19 protein-coding genes are annotated in these 21287 nt (G+C 60.6%); 10 read left to right on the forward strand and 9 right to left on the reverse strand.

Annotated elements, in window-relative coordinates; all coding sequences use genetic code 11:
- Nucleotides 1–15: 15 nt before the first annotated feature.
- The 5 genes from BFP92_RS28640 to BFP92_RS28660 all read right to left on the reverse strand — a co-directional run bounded on the left by BFP92_RS28640 (nt 16) and on the right by BFP92_RS28660 (nt 5807).
- The gene (locus tag BFP92_RS28640; protein WP_065932068.1) at nt 16–1107 is read right to left on the reverse strand and encodes a polyamine ABC transporter substrate-binding protein; all 1092 of its coding nucleotides are present in this window, start codon (nt 1105–1107) and stop codon (nt 16–18) included.
- Nucleotides 1104–2138 (reverse strand): histone deacetylase family protein, encoded by a 1035-nt coding sequence (locus tag BFP92_RS28645; protein ID WP_065932069.1) that lies wholly within the window; start codon nt 2136–2138, stop codon nt 1104–1106. Before BFP92_RS28645 ends, BFP92_RS28640 begins: the two co-directional genes overlap by 4 nt.
- A 132-nt stretch (nt 2139–2270) precedes the next feature.
- Nucleotides 2271–3257 (reverse strand): AraC family transcriptional regulator, encoded by a 987-nt coding sequence (locus BFP92_RS28650; protein ID WP_065932070.1) that lies wholly within the window; start codon nt 3255–3257, stop codon nt 2271–2273.
- Between the two features lie 50 nt (nt 3258–3307).
- Complete coding sequence (locus tag BFP92_RS28655; RefSeq protein WP_065932071.1) at nt 3308–4285, reverse strand: asparaginase; 978 nt, start codon at nt 4283–4285, stop codon at nt 3308–3310.
- Between the two features lie 76 nt (nt 4286–4361).
- Nucleotides 4362–5807: an alanine/glycine:cation symporter family protein gene (locus tag BFP92_RS28660; RefSeq protein ID WP_065932072.1), complete on the reverse strand. Its 1446-nt coding sequence runs from the start codon at nt 5805–5807 to the stop codon at nt 4362–4364.
- Nucleotides 5808–6000: 193 nt separating this feature from the next.
- Between BFP92_RS28660 and BFP92_RS31875 the strand changes: the two genes are divergently transcribed.
- Nucleotides 6001–6168 carry a hypothetical protein gene (locus BFP92_RS31875; RefSeq protein ID WP_163005450.1) on the forward strand — a complete coding sequence of 56 codons (168 nt, stop codon included), beginning with the start codon at nt 6001–6003 and terminating at the stop codon, nt 6166–6168.
- Nucleotides 6169–6200: 32 nt separating this feature from the next.
- Here the strand turns inward: BFP92_RS31875 and aspA are convergent, their stop codons facing one another.
- A complete protein-coding gene (gene aspA, locus BFP92_RS28665; protein WP_017135792.1) occupies nt 6201–7625 on the reverse strand; it encodes an aspartate ammonia-lyase in 1425 nt (474 codons plus the stop codon).
- Between the two features lie 182 nt (nt 7626–7807).
- On the opposite strand from aspA, the gene BFP92_RS28670 reads away from it, so the two are divergent.
- Nucleotides 7808–8722: a LysR substrate-binding domain-containing protein gene (locus tag BFP92_RS28670; protein WP_065932073.1), complete on the forward strand. Its 915-nt coding sequence runs from the start codon at nt 7808–7810 to the stop codon at nt 8720–8722.
- Between the two features lie 39 nt (nt 8723–8761).
- Here BFP92_RS28670 and BFP92_RS28675 read toward each other — a convergent pair whose 3' ends face one another.
- Complete coding sequence (locus BFP92_RS28675) at nt 8762–9391, reverse strand: hypothetical protein (protein WP_065932074.1); 630 nt, start codon at nt 9389–9391, stop codon at nt 8762–8764.
- Nucleotides 9392–9765: 374 nt separating this feature from the next.
- Here BFP92_RS28675 and purE point away from each other — a divergent pair, with 374 nt between their 5' ends.
- The 4 genes from purE (at nt 9766) to BFP92_RS28695 (ending at nt 12321) form a co-directional block, all read left to right on the forward strand.
- The gene (gene purE, locus BFP92_RS28680) at nt 9766–10257 is read left to right on the forward strand and encodes a 5-(carboxyamino)imidazole ribonucleotide mutase (RefSeq protein ID WP_003195648.1); all 492 of its coding nucleotides are present in this window, start codon (nt 9766–9768) and stop codon (nt 10255–10257) included.
- Between the two features lie 12 nt (nt 10258–10269).
- A complete protein-coding gene (locus BFP92_RS28685) occupies nt 10270–11355 on the forward strand; it encodes a 5-(carboxyamino)imidazole ribonucleotide synthase (protein ID WP_065932075.1) in 1086 nt (361 codons plus the stop codon).
- A gap of 105 nt (nt 11356–11460) precedes the next feature.
- Entirely contained in the window at nt 11461–11706 is a 246-nt protein-coding gene (locus tag BFP92_RS28690) for a GlsB/YeaQ/YmgE family stress response membrane protein (RefSeq protein WP_015886585.1), read from the forward strand.
- A 78-nt stretch (nt 11707–11784) separates the two neighbouring features.
- Entirely contained in the window at nt 11785–12321 is a 537-nt protein-coding gene (locus tag BFP92_RS28695) for a DUF3299 domain-containing protein (RefSeq protein WP_017135795.1), read from the forward strand.
- A gap of 130 nt (nt 12322–12451) precedes the next feature.
- Here BFP92_RS28695 and BFP92_RS28700 read toward each other — a convergent pair whose 3' ends face one another.
- Both BFP92_RS28700 and BFP92_RS28705 read right to left on the reverse strand, forming a co-directional pair.
- A complete protein-coding gene (locus BFP92_RS28700) occupies nt 12452–13351 on the reverse strand; it encodes a D-hexose-6-phosphate mutarotase (protein WP_065932076.1) in 900 nt (299 codons plus the stop codon).
- A 57-nt stretch (nt 13352–13408) separates the two neighbouring features.
- Nucleotides 13409–13813 (reverse strand): acyl-CoA thioesterase, encoded by a 405-nt coding sequence (locus tag BFP92_RS28705; protein ID WP_003176975.1) that lies wholly within the window; start codon nt 13811–13813, stop codon nt 13409–13411.
- A gap of 565 nt (nt 13814–14378) precedes the next feature.
- Here BFP92_RS28705 and BFP92_RS28710 point away from each other — a divergent pair.
- The 4 genes from BFP92_RS28710 to pstA all read left to right on the forward strand — a co-directional run bounded on the left by BFP92_RS28710 (nt 14379) and on the right by pstA (nt 21195).
- The gene (locus BFP92_RS28710; protein WP_065932077.1) at nt 14379–15668 is read left to right on the forward strand and encodes an MFS transporter; all 1290 of its coding nucleotides are present in this window, start codon (nt 14379–14381) and stop codon (nt 15666–15668) included.
- A 330-nt stretch (nt 15669–15998) separates the two neighbouring features.
- Nucleotides 15999–16988, forward strand: coding sequence for a phosphate ABC transporter substrate-binding protein PstS (locus tag BFP92_RS28715; protein WP_003213401.1), 990 nt, complete (start codon nt 15999–16001; stop codon nt 16986–16988).
- Nucleotides 16989–17475: 487 nt separating this feature from the next.
- Entirely contained in the window at nt 17476–19509 is a 2034-nt protein-coding gene (locus BFP92_RS28720; RefSeq protein WP_170875882.1) for an ABC transporter permease subunit, read from the forward strand.
- A gap of 15 nt (nt 19510–19524) precedes the next feature.
- Nucleotides 19525–21195 (forward strand): phosphate ABC transporter permease PstA, encoded by a 1671-nt coding sequence (pstA, locus tag BFP92_RS28725; RefSeq protein WP_017135800.1) that lies wholly within the window; start codon nt 19525–19527, stop codon nt 21193–21195.
- Nucleotides 21196–21287: the final 92 nt, after the last annotated feature.

Below are 21287 nucleotides of genomic sequence, written 5' to 3' on the forward strand. Positions count from 1 at the left end.
CGCCTGTAGAGCGCTTTACCTTCCGGACTTTATCTTGGTCCAGGCCCTTGTCCTGGCGCGTTCGGCTTTGCTGTCCAGGGGTTTGAGGGTATAGAGCGTCGTCATCGCCGCCTCGGTCGGGTACAGGTTGGGGTTGTGGCGAATGGCCGGGTCGACCAGCTCGGTGGCGTCCTTGTTCGGGTTGGGGTAGCCGACAAAATCGCTGACCGGCGCGATCACATTGGGTTGCAGCAGGTAGTTGATAAAGGTGTAGGCGTCGTCCGGGTTTTTTGCGCCTTTGGGGATGGCCAGCATGTCGAACCAGATCGGCGCGCCTTCTTTGGGCAGGCGCATGTCCACCGTCACCCCATTCTTGGCTTCTTTGGCGCGGTTGGCGGCCTGGGAGAAGCTGCCGGAATAGCCCACGGCCACGCAGATATCACCGTTGGCGATGTCGGCCATGTATTTGGAGGAGTGAAAGTAGGTGATGTACGGGCGGATTTTCATCAGCAGCGCTTCGGCTTTGTCATAATCCTTGGGGTTGCTGCTGTTGGGGTCCAGGCCCAGGTGCTGCAAAGCCAGCGGCAGGATTTCTGATGGCGAGTCCAGCAACGCCACGCCGCACTGCTTGAGCTTGCTGATGTTCTCTTCCTTGAAGATCAGATCCCAGCTGTCCACCGGCGCATTGTCACCCAACGCCGCCTTGACCTTGGCCGGGTTGAAGCCAATGAGGATGGTGCCGTACATGTAGGGCACCGCGAACTTGTTGCCCGGATCGTTAGCCTCAATCAACTTCATCAGCTTGGGATCGAGGTGGTTCCAGTTTGGCAGCTTGCTGCGGTCCAGCGGCTGGAACACGCCGGCTTCGATCTGCTTGGCCAGGAACACATTGGACGGTACCACCACGTCATAGCCGGAATTGCCGGTGAGCAGCTTGGCTTCCAGCGCTTCGTTGGTGTCGAAGATGTCGTAGACCAATTTGATAGCGGGGTTCTGCGCCTTGAAGTCTTCCAGGGCTTTGGGCGTGATGTAGTCGAACCAGTTGTAGACCTTGAGGGTTTTCTCTTCGGCGTGAGCCGCGCCGCTGAGGACGGCGGCACAGAGGACGAGCGACTTGAGCCTGTTCATTGGGCTGCTCCTTCAAAACCTTCGAGGACGTTGACGGCGTTGATGCCGATTTCTTCCACCGCGTAGCCGCCTTCCATCACAAACAGCGTGGGCTTGCCCAACCGGGCAATGCGCGCGCCCATGGCCAGGTAGTCCGGGCTGTCGAGCTTGAACTGCGAGATAGGGTCGTCCTTGAACGTGTCCACGCCCAGGGACACGACGATGATGTCGGCGCCATAGCGTTGGATCTCGGTGCAGGCTTGTTCCAGTGCAGCACTCCAGGCTGCCCAACCGGAACCGGCCGGCAGTGGGTAGTTGAAATTGAAGCCTGCGCCGTCACCTTCGCCCAGCTCGTCGGCATAGCCGAGGAAAAACGGAAACTCCGCTTCCGGGTGGCCATGAATCGAGGTGAACAACACGTCGCTGCGGGCGTAAAAAATCGACTGGGTGCCGTTGCCGTGGTGGTAATCCACATCCAGGATCGCGACGCGTTTGTGGCCCTGGTCGAGGAAGGCCTGGGCGGCAATGGCGGCGTTGTTGAGGTAGCAGTAACCCCCCATCAAATCACCTGCGGCGTGGTGCCCGGGCGGGCGGCACAGGGCGAAGGCACTGTGGGCGCCGTTCTGGATGGCCTGTTGCGCCGTGAGGGCAACTTGCGCCGCGCTGTAGGCCGCTTGCCAGGTGCCGGCAGTAATCGGCGCGCCGCCGTCGAAACTGTAATAGCCGAGCTGGCCATGCAGGCTTGTGGGGATCACCCGGCGCAGCGTGCGCGCGGGCCAGGTGTAGGGCAGCAAATCGCCGTCCTGGCCGAATTCGGTCCAGCGCTGCCAGGCGCCCTGGAAGAAGTCGAGGTAGTCGTGGCTATGGATACGCTGCAGCGGCGCCAGGCCGAAATCCTGCGGTGCGTGCACCGGGCCCAGTTCGCGGTCTTTGACCCGTTGCAACACGTGGTCGGCGCGCGAGGGCATTTCAAAGCAGGGCATCAGTTGCCCGTCCATCAACTCACAGCGGCCATGGTGCAGGTGGTGATCGTCCGAGTAGATCGTCAGCATTTGTTGTTCTCCGCAGGCTGTATCGGTGGATCCAGTCTTGCGGCGGGCGTGCTTTAAGAGAACGGCAGGAGCGGCCAAAAGGGGATAATTATGGCCAAATTATCTGTCCTGAATTCGCCCCTCAATGAAGCATCATGCGCGAAACTGGCTCGGTGCCACGCCACTCCAACGCACAAAGGCATGCCTGAAACTCGCCGTTTCGCTGAAGCCCAGTGCCTCGGCAATCCGGTAGATCGGCCACTGGTCCTCAGCCAGCAGTTGCTTGGCGCGTTCGAAGCGCAACTCGTCCAGCAGCTCCTGGTAGCTGCAGCCCAGGTCATGCAGGTGTCGGCGCAGGGTGCGCGCTGAACAGTTCATCTGCTCGGCCAAACCCTCCAGGCCGGGCGCGGCGTTGAGCTGTGCGATGAGCAGTTGGCGAATTCTGCCGAGCCAGGCCTGGCGCCCGGTGAACTCCAGGTTTTGTTTACGGCAACGCTCGGCCATGGCCTGGTGGGTGATGGCGTCGGCCAGGGGCAGAGGTTGGTCCAGCCAGTGTTTGTCGAAGGCAAAGGCATTGGCGGTGGCCTGAAATTGCAGCGTGCAGGGGAAACGTTCGGCGTAGCGCGTGCGGTAGTCGGGGGCGTCATGTTCGAAGCGCGCAGCCAGTAAGGGCAAAGGCTGGCCGAGCAGGTCGTCGCAGATCACTTTCAATGACGCCAGGCACAGCTCGACGTTGAACATTTCCAGGCTGGGGGTTTCCCGGTAGTCGCCGGCGGTGAACCAGATGCGCTCGCCGTCCTCTTCAAGGCTCAGCTCGAACAGTGTTCCCAACAGCGCCGGATACCGCAGGGCCAAGCGTAACGCGTCACCAAAGGTGGCACTGGTGAGCAGGGCGTAACCGAGCATGCCGTAGGCCGACACATGCATTTGTGCGCCCAGCTCCAGGCCGACATCGCGACGCAGGGCCACGGCATTGGCGCACACGCGCATTTCCTGATTGGTGGTGATGCGCGTGTCGGCCCGGCTCAAGTCCGCCGCACAGATGCCGCTGCCGGCCAGCAGTGCCTCATGGGGCAAACCTTTGAAGGTATTGAGCACCAGCGAAACAGCATTGAGGGTGGTGAGGTGGGAGTGCAGCATGGGAACTTCCAGCCAGGGGATGGCTGGAAGGGCAGCAAGTTACATGCCGGTCAGCTCAGTTCGCCGCACAGGTCCAGTTCCACCAGACGGCGCACTTCGCTGGCCTCAAGCCCGGCGCCGAGCAGCGCATTGAGCTTGCCGAACGCCGCTTCGCGGGTCATGCCGCCACCGGACAGCACGCCCACGCCACGCAAGCGGCTGCCGGCTTCGTATACGTCCAGCTCCACGCCGCCTTCATGGCATTGGGTGATTGCCACGACGGTCACGCCCAGCGCCTGCGCACGTTTGAGGCTGGCGAGGAAATCAGGGTTATCGCTCGGCCCGGTGCCGCTGCCGAAGCATTCCAGCACCAGCGCCTGGATGCCGCTGTCGATCAACGCATCCAGTTGCGCGGCGGCGATGCCTGGCACTAGCGGCAACACGCCCACATTGGCCAAGGCTTTGGGCTGGCGGTAATGCAGGGCGGCCGGGATCATGTCGGCCTGGGCGACGCCGCCATTGCGCTGCAAGGCTGCGAACGGATGGCGACCGAAGCTGCGGATTTTCGCGCAACGGGTCGGTGCCATCAGCGCGCCGTGGAAGTACAGCTGCACACCCGGCGCCAGGCCTTCGCCCAAGGCCGTCAATGCACCGCTGACGTTTTCCCAGGCATCGCTGTCGGGCACGCCGGCCGGCAACATGGAGCCGGTGAAGACTACCGGCGCCGGCAGGCCCAGCAGTTGAAAGCTCATGGCTGCCGCGCTGTAGGCCAGGGTGTCGGTGCCGTGCAGGATCAGCACCGCATCGCAGCCTGCGTCCACGGCTTCAACCACGGCGCTGCGCAGATGCTGCCAATAGGTGGGCGTCATGTTGGCGCTGTCGATCAGTGGCGACATCTCTTGAAAGCGCCAGGTGGGCACTGCTGCATCGGCGAGCTGTTCGCGCATGCGCGCCTCAAAACCCGACGCCGGTGCCAGGCCGTTGGCGCTGGCTTGCATGCCAATGGTGCCGCCGGTGTAGAGCACCATCACGTTGTTAGCTGGTTGCATGAAAAATCTCCTGAACGAAAAACGCCGCCGGGCCCAGAGCATGCCCAAGGCCGGGCGGCGTGTCATCTAGCGGTGATTAACGTTGCGCTTGAGCGCTCAGTTCAGCCGAGGCGACTGCTTGCGGCTTTGCCGGGTTGGCCGGCCAGGCCTTGCGGTCCAGGTCCAGGTCGGGGAACTGGCTGGAGTCGAACACCGGCGTCTTGATGCCCGCAGCGCGCTGGTTGTCGTAGTCATTGAGGATGCGCATGGCAATCTTGAACAGGAACGCCAGGGCGAACAGGTTCACGAACGCGAGCAGGGTCATGGTGATGTCGGCAAAGGCGAACACGGTGCTCAGGTTCTCGATCGAACCCCAGAAAATCAGCACCAGCACCAGCGCGCGGTAGCCCATCAGCACCTTGCGGTTGTTGCCCACCAGGAAGCGCAGGTTGCTCTCGCCCAGGTAGTAGTTGTACATGATCGAGGTGAACACGAACAACGCCAGGGCCACCGAGATAAACATGCGGCCCCAGTCACCGACTACCGCCGCCAGGGAGTTCTGGGTCAGGGCAATGCCGTCGCCTTCAAAGCCCGGGGTGTAGAAGCCGGAGAGCAGGATCAGCAACGCGGTGCAGGTACAGATCACGAACGTGTCGAGGAACACGCTGAACGCCTGGACCACGCCTTGGGCGATCGGGTGTTCTACCGAGGCCACCGCGGCCACGTTAGGCGCACTGCCTAAACCTGCTTCGTTGGCGAACACGCCGCGCTTCACACCCATGATGATCGCGCTGCCCACCAGGCCACCGAAGGCTTGGTCGAGGCCGAACGCGCTCTTGACGATGGTCGCGAGCATGGCCGGTACGTGGTCGAATTGCAGCACGATCACGTACAGGGTCACAGCGATGTAGACCAGGGTCTTGACCGGCACCAGCAGGTCGGCAATCGAAGCGATGCGCTTGATCCCGCCGATGAATACCAGGCCCAGCAATACCGCCAGCGCCAGGCCGGTGTAGGTGGTGTCCAGGCCGAAGGCGTTGTTCAGCGAGTGAGTCACGGCGTGGGCTTGCAGGCCGTTGAAGGCGAAACCGAAAGTCACCAGCAACAGGAACGCCATGACCATACCCAGCCAGCGCTTCTGCAAACCGTGCTGGATGTAATACGCCGGGCCGCCGCGGTAGGTGCCTTCGGCATCGGTGCGCTTGTACAACTGGCCGAGGGAGCACTCGATAAAGCTCGAGGACATGCCCACCAGCGCGGTGACCCACATCCAGAACACGGCGCCCGGGCCACCCAGGGTCACGGCAATGCCGACACCGGCGATGTTACCGGCACCCACGCGGCCGGCCAGGCTGAGCATCAATGCCTGGAAGGAACTGAGCTGGCCGGAGCTGCTCTTCAGGCTGTCTTTGAACACCGAGAACATGTGGAAAAAGTGACGCAACTGTACGAAACGCGAGCGGATCGTGAAATAACCGCCGAGCCCGACAATGAGCACGATCAGTACTTTCCCTGAGAGGAAGTCGTTGATGACTTCGAGCATGGAGTGTTCCTCGCTGATTTTTCTAATGGCAAACGCAGGACGGTGCGAGCCCTCGCATAGCACCAGGCAGTGCGCGACGGTTCGACCCCAATCCTTTTGCGGGTGTTGTTATTCATGCGCTTTCGCGATGTCTGCGGGCCTCGTTACCGACGGCCGCAGACGCGAAGAGGGGCGGCACTATACCTAGGCGAGCGTGATCCGTCTGCACGGGGCGATTAAAGGTTTCAGCCAGGCGGTTGCAGGCAAGGAGGGTTTGCAGGGCGATATTGGATTTTTTATGGGCTTCATTTCACAACCTTGGGGCAAAAAAAAGGGCCTGAAGAACGAGCCTTCAGGCCCTCAAAAGGTGAGAGGTGTCTAGTCCCTCAACCTGGTGAGCGGTGCATCAAACGCTTAGGCCTTCAGCGGGACCAAACGTGGGGCAATCATGTTTTCGGGGCGCAGGATGTCGTCGAGCATGGCGTCGTCGAGCAAACCTTCTTCGCGCACCAGTTCCAGCACGCCGCGGCCGCTTTCGAGGGCGATACGCGCAATGCGGGTGGCGTTTTCATAGCCGATGTACGGGTTCAGCGCGGTGACCAGGCCGATGGAGTGTTCCACCAGCTCGCGGCAACGGGCTTCGTTGGCGGTGATGCCGACGATGCAGTGCTCGCGCAGCATGTCCATGGCGCGTTGCAGCAGGCGGATCGAGTCGAAGATCTTGAAAGCGATCAGCGGCTCCATCACGTTCAACTGCAGTTGGCCGCCTTCGGCTGCCATGGTCAGCGCCAGGTCGTTACCGATAACCTGGAACGCTACCTGGTTCACGGCTTCCGGGATCACCGGGTTAACCTTGCCGGGCATGATCGAGCTGCCTGGCTGGCGTGCCGGCAGATTGATCTCGTTGATGCCGGTGCGTGGGCCGCTGGACAGCAGGCGCAGGTCGTTGCAGATCTTCGACAGCTTCACCGCAGTACGCTTGAGCATGCCGGAGAACAGCACGAAAGCGCCCATGTCGGAGGTGGCTTCGATCAAGTCGGCAGCCGGAACCAGCGGCTGGCCGCTGATCAGCGCCAGGCGTTGTACGGCCAGGGCTTGGTAACGTGGGTCGGCGTTGATGCCGGTGCCGATGGCGGTGCCGCCCAGGTTCACTTCGGTCAGCAGCTCTGGCGCCAGGGTTTTCAGGCGTGCCAGGTCTTCACCCAGGGTGGTGGCGAAGGCGCGGAATTCCTGGCCGAGGGTCATCGGCACGGCGTCTTGCAATTGGGTGCGGCCCATTTTCAGCACGTGGCCGAACTCGACACCTTTGGCGGCGAATGCCTGGATCAGGCTGTCGAGGCTGGCCAGCAGCGCGTCATGGCCCAGCAGCAGACCCAGGCGGATCGCGGTTGGGTAGGCGTCGTTGGTCGACTGCGCCATGTTCACGTCGTTGTTAGGGTGCAGGTACTGGTACTCGCCCTTGTTGTGGCCCATGGCCTCCAACGCGATGTTGGCGATGACTTCGTTGGCATTCATATTGGTTGAAGTGCCGGCGCCGCCTTGAATCATGTCCACCACGAACTCTTCGTGGAAATCGCCGCGGATCAGACGGGCACAAGCTTCGCTGATGGCAGCGTGCTTGGCTTCGCTGAGCTGGCCCAACTCGCGGTTGGCGTCAGCGGCTGCTTGCTTGACCATTGCCAGGCCGACCACCAATTTCGGGTAATGCGAAATCGGAACGCCCGAGAGGCGGAAGTTGTTCACCGCTCGCAGGGTCTGGATGCCGTAATACGCTTGAGCCGGTACTTCGAGTACGCCAAGCAGGTCTTTTTCGGTACGGAAAGATGCAGCGGAGGACATGACGGAAATCATCTCGATATGGACCCGGAACAGGCCGGAACGCTGCGAATGCTAGGCTTGTAGAAGTTTTTGGGCCAATGCTGTTAAGCACTGGCCTATGCACAAACGGCATAATGTAGGTGTGACCCGGTTATCATGGCGGGCGTGTGTGCCAAAATGGTGCATACCCGTGGGAGGAAGTGATGAACCTTGAGAGCAAATGGCTGGAAGACTTCAGCGCCCTGGCGGCCACCCGCAGCTTTTCCCAGGCGGCGGAGCGGCGCTTTGTTACCCAGCCGGCGTTCAGCCGACGGATCCGCAGCCTTGAAGCTGCGTTGGGCCTGACGCTGGTCAACCGTTCGCGCACGCCCGTCGAGCTGACGGCGGCGGGGCAGTTGTTCCTGGTGACGGCGCGTACCGTGGTCGAGCAGCTCGGTGAAGTGCTGCGCCATTTGCATCATCTGGAAGGCGGGCAGGGCGAAGTCATGCAAGTGGCCGCTGCCCACTCCCTGGCATTGGGTTTCTTCCCGCGCTGGATCGCGCAACTGCGCAATGAGGGCTTGAATATCGCCACCCGGCTGGTCGCCACCAACGTTGGCGATGCGGTGCACGCCCTGCGCGAAGGCGGCTGCGACTTGATGCTGGCGTTCTACGACCCGGATGCGGCCATGCAGATGGACGCGGAAATCTTCCCGTCGCTGCACCTGGGTAACACCGAAATGCTCCCGGTGTGCGCCGCCGATGCCGACGGCAAACCGATGTTCGACCTGGAAGGTGAGGGCAGTGTGCCGTTGCTGGCCTACAGTGCCGGCGCCTTTCTCGGTCGCTCGGTAAATTTGCTGCTGCGTCAGCGCGCCCTGCGTTTCACCACCATTTACGAAACTGCCATGGCAGACAGTCTCAAGAGCATGGCCCTTGAAGGCTTGGGTATCGCCTGGGTGCCGCAGTTGAGCGTGCGTGCCGAACTGGCGCGGGGCGAACTGGTGGTGTGCGGCGGCCCGCAGTGGCACGTGCCGCTGGAGATTCGCCTGTATCGCTGCGCGTTGGTGCGCAAGGCGAACGTGCGGTTGTTGTGGCGTAAACTTGAAGGTGGTGCTGCGGGGGCGACTTCTGGATGAGCAAGTGAAGTCGCCGACGTCTGATGTAAATATGGTGTGTCAGCTGAACTTGTTTAGATAGGTGCGGATGTTTGTTCGGTTCTTATCGCTGAAGCGGTAATCGTTTGCGTGCATTGTTGAAACACTACTATCGTTCATAACAGTTTCATACCACCAAGGGAAATGATAGTTAACTTCGGCGTCGCTTGGTTTGGCGCCGAACATAAGCCCTACGGCGTGGGCAATTCCCCTGTCGTCATTCAATGCAGCAATGCCGGCGTCCAAGCCCGGAGCGCCTGATCCAGGGTGACCGTCTTCACTTTTTGGCGTAATAAACAAATATTTTTTGAGTCCTTCCGAGTTGTCGGTGGCCTGTTGCTTCTGTTGGCGCTTCAAATAGTCGACCTGTGAGTTCAGGTCGCTGAGCTTGTCGCCGCCTTTGCTGAAGCCACGCAGATGTGAGTAATGATCGACGTTGAACTTGACCTCGCGCCCGGCATATTTTTTAAATTCAGACTGGATCAGGTTGAAGTTTTTTTGCATTCGGTCTTTCTGCGACTGAGTGAGCCTGATGCTCTCATGCAAGATAACTTGTATTTCAACAGGTTTTTTTTCAGTGCTGGCAAGTAGGGGGCCGCCGGGTTTTGCAACGTGCCAGAAGTCAAAGGGTGATCTGTTAATGGATTGCATGACTAGCGCTCTCTATCGGCTTAAAGGCTTATTTAATAAAGCAATCACGCCGGGCATGTAAAACGCTTACTTGTTAACATCTGTGTTCAAGTGTTTATTTCCTACAAAGTGTTGCTCAATAACTCTGTTCGATCTTTCAAGCACATTCGGAGCGTCGTCAGCGCCTGCCTGACTTTTAAGTCAGTTTGTGCGATTGGTCAGGCCTGTGACGGGCGGTCTTCCAAGGGGCTGTTTATCTGGATTATTACGGTATACTGCGCGGCCTTCGGCCGGTCTAACCGGCCTTAATTCGTACACCAAGCCACGCCGGATTTCCCGCGTGGCTTGTTGTTTTTTGACGCGCCTGCGGGCGCCCAGAGAGAAGAGGCACGACGATGAGTGCATTGGTTGGCGTGATCATGGGCTCCAAGTCCGATTGGTCCACCCTTAGCCACACCGCCGATATGCTGGAAAAACTCGGCATTCCGTATGAAGTGAAGGTGGTCTCTGCCCACCGCACCCCGGATTTGCTGTTCCAGTATGCCGATGAAGCAGAATCCCGTGGCATCGAGGTGATCATCGCCGGTGCCGGCGGTGCGGCGCACCTGCCAGGCATGTGTGCGGCCAAGACCCACCTGCCAGTGCTCGGCGTGCCGGTGCAGTCGTCGATGCTCTCGGGCGTGGATTCGCTGCTGTCCATCGTGCAGATGCCGGCCGGTATTCCGGTGGCGACCCTGGCAATCGGCAAGGCCGGCGCGATCAACGCCGCGTTGCTGTCCGCCAGCATCCTGGGCGCCAAGCACCCGCAGTTCCATGCGGTGCTGAAAAAATTCCGTGCTGAGCAGACAGACAGCGTGTTGGACAACCCAGACCCACGTATCGCCTGAAGGTATTGATTGATGAAAATCGGTGTAATCGGTGGCGGCCAACTGGGTCGCATGCTGGCCTTGGCGGGCACCCCGCTGGGGATGAACTTCGCTTTCCTGGACCCGGCGCCGGACGCCTGCGCGGCGGCCCTGGGTGAACACCTGCGCGCTGACTACAGCGACCCGGACCATCTGCGCCAACTGGCCGATGAAGTCGACCTGGTGACCTTCGAATTCGAAAGCGTCCCGGCCGAAACCGTGGCCTTCCTGTCGCAATTCGTGCCGGTGTACCCGAGCGCCGAAGCCTTGCGCATCGCTCGCGACCGCTGGTTCGAGAAGAGCATGTTCAAGGACCTGGGCATCCCGACCCCGGCCTTCGCCGATATCCAGTCCCAGGCGGACCTGGACGCCGCCGTCGCCAGCATCGGCCTGCCAGCCGTGCTCAAGACCCGCACCCTGGGTTATGACGGCAAGGGCCAGAAAGTCCTGCGCACCGCTGCCGATGTGGTTGGCACCTTTGCCGAACTGGGCAGTGTCGCCTGCCTGCTGGAAGGCTTTGTGCCGTTCACCGGTGAAGTGTCGCTGATCGCCGTGCGTGCCCGTGACGGCGAGACCCGCTTTTACCCGTTGGTGCACAACACCCACGACAGCGGCATCCTCAAGCTGTCCGTGGCCAGCACCGACCACCCGTTGCAGGCCTTGGCCGAAGACTATTCCAGCCGCGTACTCAAGCAGCTGGATTACGTCGGCGTGATGGCGTTTGAGTTCTTTGAAGTCGACGGCGGCCTCAAGGCCAACGAAATCGCCCCGCGCGTGCACAACTCCGGGCACTGGACCACCGAAGGCGCCGAGTGCAGCCAGTTCGAAAACCACCTGCGGGCGGTGGCGGGCTTGCCGTTGGGTTCCACGGCCAAGGTCGGCGAGAGCGCCATGCTCAACTTTATCGGTGCAGTGCCACCGGTAGAAAAAGTCATCGCCATTGATGACTGCCACCTGCACCACTACGGCAAGGCTTTCAAAGTCGGGCGTAAAGTTGGCCACGCCAACCTGCGCTGCAAGGACCGTGCGACCCTTGAGGCGCAGATTCTCAAGGTCGAAGCGCTGATCGCCGAGCAATAACCTTGAGGGCGGCGGGAACCATTGGTTATCGCCGCCTCTCTGATTGCAGGACGCTAAAGTCTGACTAGGCTTTCGTGTAGTTCACTTCATTCAGAGGGAAATGCCATGGGTATCATTGGAACCATTTTTATCGGCTTGATCGTCGGCCTGCTGGCGCGTTTCCTCAAGCCTGGCGACGACAGCATGGGCTGGATCATGACCATCCTGCTGGGTATTGCAGGTTCCCTGGTCGCCACCTACGGTGGTCAAGCCCTGGGCATCTACCAGGCGGGTCAAGGCGCGGGCTTCCTCGGCGCGCTGATCGGCGCCATCGTGTTGCTGGTGATCTACGGCCTGCTGAGAAAGAAATGATCTAAGCGACAAAGCCCTCTGCGCTGCGCAGGCGCAGAGGGCTAGAATGCTCGGCATCTGAACTTGCCGAGCTTATTCATGCGCCGTCTTTTATTCACACTCCTCCTGCTGGGCTCAGGCCTGGCGCACGCCGGTGAACTGCCGGAAACCGACTGGCTCGACCTGATGCCGCTTTCAGACCAGAAAGCCCTCGAAGCCATGCCCGAGATCGACCACAACTCCCCCGAAGCCCAAGGCACGTTCACCGACAAAGGTGGCTTGAAGCAGAGCAAAGGCCTGCCGGCGGTGATGTACTCGACCAAGACCGTGGCCGCCATGAACGGCAAGAACATCCGCATCGGCGGTTACCCGGTACCGTTGGAAACCGATGCCAAGGGCCGCAGCACCCTGTTTTTCCTGGTGCCGTACCCAGGCGCCTGCATCCACGTACCGCCACCGCCGCCTAACCAGTTGGTGCTGGTGCGTTATCCCAAGGGGCTGAAGCTGGATGATATCTACACGCCGCTGTGGGTGACGGGCACGTTGAAGGTGGAGAAGGTCAACAATGACCTGGCAGATGCGGCGTATGCGCTGGATGCGGGGAAGGTCAGGGTAGTCAAAGAATCCGATCTCTAGATCATGACGCAGAACCCAATGTGGGGGCGGGCTTGCCTGCGATTCAGGCACCTCGGTGTATCAGTGAAACCGAGGTGATGCTATCGCAGGCAAGCCAGCTCCCACACAAGCCCCACATTTTTGATTGGGTTTACAGGCCGATACTGGTGATGCTTACGCCCAAAGTATGGCTTTGACCCGGCGCCAAGCTCACCACATCATCCAGCACATTGGCCGTCTCGATGCACAGCATGCCCTGCCAGCCATCATCGGCCATGTCGTCAAACGCCTTGGCGCGTTCGGTCCATGGGTTCCAGATCACGGTGGAGTTCGAACCCTCGGCGGTCAGTTGGATGCGACGCTGCCAATCTGTATCGACGATATCGAGCTGCGCCGGAGTATCCAGGTAGATACGGTCAGTCTCGGCACTGAAGTGCAGCAGACCGGACTGCTTCTTCTCGGCCCAGCCATCGGCAGTGTCGATATACGCCAGCCCATCCAGCCCTTCGACCTGCACCTTGCGCACGTCACTCACGGCGAAATACGTGTGCAGCGCCTGGCTGAGCGTCACGATGTCGGTGCCACGGTTGTGGCTGGTCAGGTGGATGTGCAGTTGATCGTCCAACAGCAGGCTCAGTGTCAGGTCGACCTGATGCGGCCAGCCGGGGAAGCCGCCCTCGGGAACCGGCAGCACCAAATCCACCCGCAGCGCTTGGCCTTCGAGTTCGCTCGCAGCCAGCTCCCACTGTGCCGTGCGCACAAAACCATGGGCGCCGGCCGGTTGCTCGCTCTGGCGCATCGCCTTGACGCTCTGCGGGTTGCGGTCAAACACACCAAACCATGGCCAGCACACCGGCACGCCGGTACGGATGCCCTTGCCTTGCTTGTACACCGCCGCAGGGTTCGGCCAGATCAGCGGCTGTTCGCCCTGGCGCTGGTAACTGAAGAGGTGCGCGCCCTGTTGGGCCACCATCAATTCAGCGCCATTGTGGCGAATGCGCCAGCAGTCCAACTCGTCGATTTTTACGCTTTCAACGTGGGGCACAGGCATACAAAGCACTCTTTATGGCAGGCAATGGGGCAATTGACCGTCAAAACCCGGTGAGGTTTAACGCGCGCGCGACGGTACCGAACGTGTGCGGCCGCTGCCATCGATGGCGACGAACACAAACACCGCCTCGGTGACTTTGCGCCATTCACTCGACAGCGGGTCGTCGCTCCACACTTCGACCATCATCTGGATCGAGCTGCGGCCGATTTCCAGGGCCTGCGTGTAGAAAGACAACTGCGCGCCGACGGCCACCGGCACCAGGAACGCCATGCGATCAATCGCTACGGTGGCCACGCGGCCGCCGGCGACCTTGCTGGCCATGGCCGTGCCGGCCAGGTCCATCTGCGCGACCAGCCAGCCGCCGAAGATATCGCCAAAACCGTTTGTTTCACGCGGCAGCGCGGTGATTTGCAAGGCGAGATCGCCTTGCGGGATAGGATCTTCTTGTTCGAGTTCAATCATGCCGAGGGTGCCTCTGACCCGTAACGCTTCATGGGTGTTTCAAGTGGATAGCCGTCTTCTGGAAAAACGTTTCAGCACCAACCTACACCGCTCGATACGTTTCTCGTAAGGCGCACTAAAGGGAAACTCTGCCAAAGCGGCTGGAACCTAACCTGAGGGTCATCCAACAACGTTTTGGCACAGCAGCCCCTCAAGACAGCGGGTTTGGCGCTCGCACGGGCCGAGTATATCGAGACCCTGTGGCGACGACGACCTCCGCAAGCTCATTTGGTCGGCAAATCTGCGCTGTATCGCGGCTTTTTGCAGAAACTGTGCCTATCGCCGGGATTATTTACGGCGTCCGGGCTGTTAGTCGGGTCAGCACCTTTGGAAGAGAAGCCCGACATGCCCACCGTTCCCGCGAGCGCCGTGCACGCTGGCACGGCCTGCTATCGGGGACTGCCTTTGGAAACGCGGGCGTCAAGCAACGCTGTGCTTTTGCGGGCGATTTGTTATCGTGCCGAACCGACCCCGGCGCCTGCCGGGGTCTCGCGTTCGCCGTCCTGACAATAAGAGAAGCCTTGCCATGTCCTCCGTGCCTGCAAGCAGCGCGCAACCTTCGCGCCCGCTGACCCGCAACGACTACAAAACCCTGTCGCTGTCTGCCTTGGGCGGGGCGCTGGAATTCTACGATTTCATTATCTTTGTATTTTTCGCCACCGTGGTCGGGAAGCTGTTTTTCCCCGTCGACATGCCCGAATGGCTGCGCATGATGCAGACCTTCGGCATCTTCGCCGCCGGCTACCTGGCACGCCCGCTGGGCGGCATCATCATGGCGCACTTCGGTGACCTGCTGGGCCGCAAAAAAATGTTCACCCTGAGCATCTTCATGATGGCCGTGCCGACCCTGATCATGGGCCTGCTGCCGACCTACGCACAGATCGGCCTGTGGGCGCCGCTATTGCTGCTGCTGATGCGCGTCATCCAGGGCGCCGCCATTGGCGGCGAAGTACCGGGCGCCTGGGTGTTTGTTTCCGAACACGTGCCGCCGCGCCACATCGGCTATGCCTGCGGCACCCTGACCAGCGGCCTCACCGCCGGTATTTTGCTGGGTTCGCTGGTGGCGACCGCCATCAACTCCCTTTATACCCCGGAGCAGGTCTCGGATTACGCGTGGCGTATCCCGTTCCTGCTGGGCGGTGTGTTCGGCCTGCTGTCGGTGTACTTGCGCCGTTGGCTGCATGAAACACCGATCTTCGCTGAGATGCAGCAGCGCAAAACCCTGGCTGCCGAGCTGCCGTTGCGCGCGGTACTGCGTGACCACCGTGGCGCCATTGTGCTGTCGATGCTGCTGACGTGGTTGCTGTCGGCGGGTGTGGTTGTGGTCATCCTGATGACCCCGACCGTGCTGCAAACCGTTTACCACTTCAGCCCGACGGTAGCGCTGCAAGCCAACAGCCTGGCGATCGTTACGCTGAGCCTGGGCTGTATCGCTTCCGGCGCGCTGGCTGACCGTTTTGGTGCCGGTCGCGTTTTGGTCACCGGTTGCGCGTTGTTGCTGGCCACCTCCTGGACGCTGTATCACAGCCTGATGGCCCACCCGGACTGGTTGTTCCCGCTGTACGCGTTGACCGGCCTGTTTGTGGGCACCATCGGTGTAGTGCCTTACGTGATGGTGAAAGCATTCCCGCCGGTGGTGCGTTTCAGCGGCTTATCGTTCTCCTACAACGTCGCCTACGCCGTATTCGGCGGCCTGACGCCATTGGCGGTATCGCTGCTGATGAAGGAAAGTCCGATGGGTCCTGCTTATTACGTGGCTGTCCTGTGCGTGATGGGGATAGCGGTCGGTGGCTACCTGTGGAAGCGCGGGCGCTGAATGATCGTTCCCACGCTCTGCGTGGGAATGCCGGCCTGGACGCTCTGCGTCCGCTTTTGAAGGTCGTGACGCAGAGCGTCACTGGATGCGTTCCCACGCAGAGCGTGGGAATGATCAATTCCAGCATAGATTACAGAGTGTTTCTGAAACATCGCTCCAAGCGCCTGAACCTCCTCGCAAGCCCCGGATTTATTGCACTTTCCCCTTCCTGTCAGGATTTTCACAAATACTGGCCTTTCATCTAATTGTCATATTCCAGACATAGAGTGTTCACACGGCCTACCGATACTTGGCCCCGATCCAACTATCCCTATCTGCTAGGAGCAAGGCATGAAACTGAAACGTTTGATGGCGGCAATGACTTTTGTCGCTGCTGGCGTTGCGACCGCCAACGCGGTGGCCGCTGGTGTTGATCCGGCAATCCCGGCTTACGTTAAGACCACTGGTGTGTCGGGCAACTTGTCCAGCGTCGGTTCCGATACCCTGGCTAACCTGATGACCCTGTGGGCTGAGGGTTACAAAAAGGAATACCCGAACGTCAACATCCAGATTCAGGCTGCCGGCTCCGCCACTGCACCTCCTGCGCTGACTGAAGGCACCTCCAACCTGGGCCCGATGAGCCGCAAGATGAAGGACACCGAACTGGCGGCCTTCGAGCAGAAGTACGGTTACAAGCCAACCGCTATCCCGGTTGCCGTGGATGCCCTGGCCGTGTTCGTACACAAGGACAACCCGATCCAGCACCTGACCATGGAACAAGTCGACGCGATCTTCTCCTCGACGCGTCTGTGCGGTGCTAAAGCCGACGTTAAAACCTGGGGCGACCTGGGTGTGACCGGCGACCTGGCCAACAAGCCGGTTCAGCTGTTTGGTCGTAACTCGGTGTCCGGCACCTACGGCTACTTCAAAGAAGAAGCCCTGTGCAAAGGCGACTACAAGCCAAACGTCAACGAACAACCCGGCTCGGCTTCGGTCGTGCAGTCGATCAGCTCCTCGCTGAACGGCATCGGTTACTCGGGCATCGGCTACAAAACCGCTAGCGTGAAGACCGTGGCTCTGGCCAAAAAAGGCAGCACTGACTTCATCGAAGACAGCGAAGAAAACGCCCTGAACGGCAAATACCCGCTGTCGCGTTTCCTCTACGTGTACGTCAACAAAGCCCCGAACAAGCCTCTGGCCCCGCTGGAAGCTGAGTTCGTGAAGCTGGTTCTGTCCAAACAGGGCCAGGAAGTGGTCGTCAAAGACGGTTACATCCCGCTGCCGGCTAAAGTGGCTGCCAAGGCCCTGGCTGACCTGGGTTTGAAAGAAGGCGGCAAGTAAGCCTGCAATACCTGATGTAGCAGCGGGCCCTGTGGGAGCGGGCTTGCTCGCGAAGACGGTGTGTCGTTCAACTCATCTGGCGACTGACACACCGCCTTCGCGAGCAAGCCCGCTCCCACAAAAAGCCCGCCGGCATCTCTAATTTTTTAATCCGCTGCCAGCCCTGCTACGCGGCGGATTTCTTGCGTCACTGCATTGTCATTTTTCTGTCATACAGGATCGCTAGGGTGTGCGCATGAATGATCTGGCCAATTCCACCATGACGACGACTTCTCCCCCCAAGCGTATTGATTTCAATACGCCTGAGCTGCAACGCAAGCGCCGCATTCGCGCGCTCAAGGATCGCCTGACCCGCTGGTACGTGTTGATCGGCGGCCTCGCCGTGCTCGGCGCCATCACCCTGATCTTCTTCTTCCTGGCTTACGTAGTTGCGCCTTTGTTCCAGGGTGCCTCGCTGACCAAGGAAGACGCGCTGACACCCGCCTGGATGCAGGACGCCGGCAAGCCGTTGATGATCTCCCTCGAAGAACAGAACCAAGTCGCCATGCGGGTTTCCGACAAGGGCCAGGCGCTGTTCTTTGATGTGAGCACCGGTGCCGAGCTCAAGCGCGTCGACCTGCCATTGCCTGCGGGCGCCACTGTGGCCTCGATCGGCAAAGACCAGCCCGGCAGCCCGTTGGTGATCCTCGGTTTGTCCAATGGCCAGTCCCTGGTGTTCCGCCACACTTATAAAGTGTCGTACCCGGATGGCAAAAAGACCATTACGCCGGCCATTGAATACCCTTACGGCGAAACGCCCATCGTCCTTGACGAGCAGGGCCGCCCGCTGGAGCACGTCGCGCTCAACGCCACCGATTCATCGCTGGTGGTTGCTGGCTCCGCGGGTTCGTTCTTGAACGTACTGAGCCTGAGCCGCGAAGAAAACATGATGACCGGTGAAGTCACCAGCGAGCAGAAGCGTATCGAGCTGCCGCAAATGACCGAACCGGTGAAGGCGATTTTCGTCGACCCACGCCAGCAGTGGCTGTATGTGGTCAACGGCCGCGCCCTCGCCGACGTCTTCAACTTGCGCGATAACAGCCTCAACGGTCGCTACAAACTGCTGGAAGACGGCAACGCCGAAATCACTGCCAGCACTCAGTTGGTGGGCGGTATCTCGCTGATCGTCGGTAACTCCAAGGGTGGCCTGGCCCAGTGGTTCATGGCCCGTGACCCGGACGGCGAGCAACGCCTGAAGCAAATCCGCACCTTCCAGATGGGCACTGCGCCTATCGTGGAAATCACCGCCGAGGAACGTCGCAAAGGCTTCACCGCGCTGGACGCGTCCGGCAAGTTCGGCGTGTTCCACAGTACCGCGCATCGCACCCTGCTGGTCGACCCTGTGGTGGATGGCCAAGGCCTGTTCGGCATGTCGCCACGCGCCAACCGCGTGATCGTCGAAGCCGGCGGCAAGCTGCAACCGCTGCTGCTCGACAACCCCCACCCGGAAGTGTCCTGGAGCGCGCTGTGGAGCAAGGTCTGGTACGAAAACTACGACGAACCTAAGTACGTCTGGCAATCGACCGCCGCCAACACCGACTTCGAACCCAAAATGAGTTTGGCCCCGCTGACCTTCGGTACCCTGAAGGCTGCGTTCTACGCCATGTTGCTGGCGGCGCCACTGGCGGTGGCTGCGGCCATCTACACCGCTTACTTCATGGCCCCGAGCCTGCGCCGCAAGGTCAAGCCGGTGATCGAACTGATGGAAGCGATGCCGACGGTGATCCTCGGCTTCTTCGCCGGCCTGTTCCTGGCGCCGTATGTAGAAGGGCACCTACCGGGGATTTTCAGCCTGCTGATGTTGCTGCCGATTGGCATCCTGGTCGCCGGTTTTGTCTTCAGCCGTTTGCCTGAGTCGATCCGCCTGCGTGTACCGGATGGCTGGGAAAGCGCGATCCTGATTCCGGTGATCCTGTTTGTGGGCTGGCTCTCGCTGTACATGAGCCCGTACCTGGAAACCTGGTTCTTCGGCGGCGACATGCGCATGTGGATCTCCCACGATCTGGGCATCACTTACGACCAGCGCAACGCACTGGTAGTCGGTCTGGCCATGGGTTTTGCGGTAATCCCGAACATCTACTCCATCGCCGAAGACGCCGTGTTCAGCGTGCCGCGCGGCCTCACCCTGGGCTCGTTGGCCCTGGGTGCCACGCCGTGGCAGACCATGACCCGCGTGGTGATCCTGACCGCCAGCCCAGGCATCTTCTCCGCACTGATGATCGGCATGGGCCGCGCAGTGGGTGAAACCATGATCGTGCTGATGGCCACCGGTAACACGCCGGTGATGGAGATGAACCTGTTCGAAGGCCTGCGCACATTGGCGGCCAACGTTGCGGTGGAGATGCCCGAGTCGGAAGTCGGTGGCAGTCACTACCGCGTGCTGTTCCTCTCGGCGCTGGTGCTGCTGCTGTTCACCTTCATCATGAACACCCTCGCCGAGCTGATCCGTCAGCGTCTGCGCAAGAAATACTCGTCGCTTTAAGAAAGGTAGAAGTCTGTGAAACAGAACTCCCTGAATGGATGGTTCAAGAGCGGCGCCCCCGGCGTCTGGATCAGCGGTGGCGCGGTGTCCATCGCGGTCATCATGACCATTGGTTTGCTGGCCGTGATTGCCGTGCGTGGTCTGGGCCACTTCTGGCCGGCCGACCTGATCCAGGCCAACTACAGCGTGCCTGGCCAGGAAAACCATATCGTCATCGGCGAAGTGGTGCAGAAGGAAGAAGTGCCGCGCGAGCGCCTCAAAAGCGCGGGCCTGCCGGTGCCGGACCAAGGCCCGGAATTCATGACCCGCGAGCTGATCAAGGTCGGTAACCGCGACTTGAATGGCAACGACTTCACCTGGATCGTCGGCGAGTGGTTGAAAGACCAGACCACACCGAAGAACCTGATGGCGATCGAACGTCGTGAGTGGGGCAACTTCTATGGCACCCTGGTCAACGTCAAGCAGGACGGCAAGGTGATCGCCGAAGGCGAAGCCGCATGGCCGGAGCTGCAAGCCCGCGTCGACCGTGTGAACAAGTTGGCGGCCCAGCTCAAGAGCCTTGAGAAAACCGACATCGGCGCGATCAACGCAGGCCTGGAACGCATCCGCCTGCACGGCCGCAAGCTGGAGCTGGAAGGCAAGCTCGACGCTGCCGCCCAGGCCGACATGGACTCCGGCCGCGCCGAATTGAATGCCCGTTACCAGGACATCGAAGCACGCCTGGCCGACCTGCACACCCAGTTCAACCGCGACAGCCTCACGGCCCGCGACGGCAACGGCAAAGAAATCGAAATCGGTATCGGCAAAGTGGTGCACGCCTACCAGCCGAACGCCATGGGCACCCTGACCAAGGTGGGGTTCTACTTCAGCAAGGTCTGGGAGTTCTTGAGCGACGACCCACGGGAAGCCAACACTGAAGGCGGGATTTTCCCGGCTATTTTCGGCACCGTGATGATGACCCTGATCATGGCGATGATCGTGACCCCGTTCGGCGTGCTGGCGGCGGTGTACCTGCGTGAATACGCCAAGCAGAACACCCTGACCCGCATTATCCGGATCGCGGTGAACAACCTGGCCGGTGTGCCGGCTATCGTTTACGGCGTGTTCGGCCTGGGCTTCTTTGTGTATGTACTGGGTGGCTCGGTTGACCGCCTGTTCTTCGCCGAAGCCTTGCCGGCGCCGACCTTCGGTACACCGGGCCTGTTGTGGGCCTCGCTGACCCTGGCGCTGCTGGCGGTGCCGGTGGTGATCGTGGCTACCGAAGAAGGCTTGGCGCGGATTCCCCGCACCGTGCGTGAAGGTTCCCTGGCACTCGGCGCAACCAAGGCGGAAACGCTGTGGAAGATCGTGCTGCCGATGGCCAGCCCGGCGATGATGACCGGCATGATCCTCGCCGTGGCCCGCGCCGCCGGTGAAGTGGCGCCGCTGATGCTGGTGGGTGTGGTCAAGCTGGCACCGTCGCTGCCGCTGGACGGCAACTACCCGTACTTGCACCTGGACCAGAAGATCATGCACTTGGGCTTCCATATTTATGACGTCGGTTTCCAAAGCCCCAACGTCGAAGCGGCACGCCCGCTGGTGTACGCCACCGCACTGCTGCTGGTGCTGGTGATCGCCACGCTGAACTTGTCGGCCGTGTGGATCCGTAACCACCTGCGCGAAAAATACAAGGCGCTGGACAGCTAATTGAAGTGAACGCGGACTAAATGTGGGAGCGGGCTTGCTCGCGAATGCGGTGTATCAGAAACATATTTGCTGGCTGAACCACCGCTTTCGCG

The sequence above is a fragment of the Pseudomonas sp. 58 R 3 genome (assembly GCF_900006605.1).
Taxonomy (GTDB): Bacteria; Pseudomonadota; Gammaproteobacteria; order Pseudomonadales; family Pseudomonadaceae; genus Aquipseudomonas; species Aquipseudomonas salomonii.

Excerpts from the sequence above, each read along its gene's own strand:
- BFP92_RS28640 (WP_065932068.1), bottom strand. The coding sequence starts at position 1,107 with ATGAACAGGCTCAAGTCGCTCGTCCTCTGTGCCGCCGTCCTCAGCGGC.
- BFP92_RS28645 (WP_065932069.1), bottom strand. The coding sequence starts at position 2,138 with ATGCTGACGATCTACTCGGACGATCACCACCTGCACCATGGCCGCTGT.
- BFP92_RS28650 (WP_065932070.1), bottom strand. The coding sequence starts at position 3,257 with ATGCTGCACTCCCACCTCACCACCCTCAATGCTGTTTCGCTGGTGCTC.
- BFP92_RS28655 (WP_065932071.1), bottom strand. The coding sequence starts at position 4,285 with ATGCAACCAGCTAACAACGTGATGGTGCTCTACACCGGCGGCACCATT.
- BFP92_RS28660 (WP_065932072.1), bottom strand. The coding sequence starts at position 5,807 with ATGCTCGAAGTCATCAACGACTTCCTCTCAGGGAAAGTACTGATCGTG.
- aspA (WP_017135792.1), bottom strand. The coding sequence starts at position 7,625 with ATGTCCTCCGCTGCATCTTTCCGTACCGAAAAAGACCTGCTTGGCGTA.
- BFP92_RS28670 (WP_065932073.1), top strand. The coding sequence starts at position 7,808 with ATGAACCTTGAGAGCAAATGGCTGGAAGACTTCAGCGCCCTGGCGGCC.
- BFP92_RS28675 (WP_065932074.1), bottom strand. The coding sequence starts at position 9,391 with ATGCAATCCATTAACAGATCACCCTTTGACTTCTGGCACGTTGCAAAA.
- purE (WP_003195648.1), top strand. The coding sequence starts at position 9,766 with ATGAGTGCATTGGTTGGCGTGATCATGGGCTCCAAGTCCGATTGGTCC.
- BFP92_RS28685 (WP_065932075.1), top strand. The coding sequence starts at position 10,270 with ATGAAAATCGGTGTAATCGGTGGCGGCCAACTGGGTCGCATGCTGGCC.
- BFP92_RS28690 (WP_015886585.1), top strand. The coding sequence starts at position 11,461 with ATGGGTATCATTGGAACCATTTTTATCGGCTTGATCGTCGGCCTGCTG.
- BFP92_RS28695 (WP_017135795.1), top strand. The coding sequence starts at position 11,785 with ATGCGCCGTCTTTTATTCACACTCCTCCTGCTGGGCTCAGGCCTGGCG.
- BFP92_RS28700 (WP_065932076.1), bottom strand. The coding sequence starts at position 13,351 with ATGCCTGTGCCCCACGTTGAAAGCGTAAAAATCGACGAGTTGGACTGC.
- BFP92_RS28705 (WP_003176975.1), bottom strand. The coding sequence starts at position 13,813 with ATGATTGAACTCGAACAAGAAGATCCTATCCCGCAAGGCGATCTCGCC.
- BFP92_RS28710 (WP_065932077.1), top strand. The coding sequence starts at position 14,379 with ATGTCCTCCGTGCCTGCAAGCAGCGCGCAACCTTCGCGCCCGCTGACC.
- BFP92_RS28715 (WP_003213401.1), top strand. The coding sequence starts at position 15,999 with ATGAAACTGAAACGTTTGATGGCGGCAATGACTTTTGTCGCTGCTGGC.
- BFP92_RS28720 (WP_170875882.1), top strand. The coding sequence starts at position 17,476 with ATGCAGGACGCCGGCAAGCCGTTGATGATCTCCCTCGAAGAACAGAAC.